This is a genomic window from Paraburkholderia sp. NMBU_R16 (assembly GCF_013282575.1).
In the GTDB taxonomy this organism is placed as follows: domain Bacteria; phylum Pseudomonadota; class Gammaproteobacteria; order Burkholderiales; family Burkholderiaceae; genus Trinickia.
This window is the reverse complement of record NZ_JAAAYE010000476.1, coordinates 1-251: the sequence shown is the minus strand read 5'-3', so window position 1 is coordinate 251 and position 251 is coordinate 1. Positions and strand designations below refer to the sequence as shown.

Sequence of the window (251 nt, the reverse complement as noted above, 5' to 3'; positions counted from 1 at the left end):
CCACACCGATTCCAATTCTTCTCTTGCGAAGGCCGTCATCGCTTGCCCCTCCTGAGCGAACTCAATGGCGGCATTGTGCGATTGCCTTTACGCGAACTCTATAACGCCCATGGCTTACCGCTTACATTGTGACGGCCCACCGTCTGGTACGTCGGCGCGCCATCATAGGCGCCGTCGGCAATGAACCGGCCGATCGGGTTGGCAATCTGCTCCAGCAGTGGCTCCACCTGGGACGGATCGTCGCCGTCCTG

The 251-nt window shown here is 60.2% G+C and carries 1 pseudogene; it reads right to left on the bottom strand.

From position 1 onward, the window contains the following. Positions 1–146: 146 nt before the first annotated feature. Positions 147–251: pseudogene (locus GWC77_RS28845) on the bottom strand (IS5/IS1182 family transposase); the annotation flags it as partial.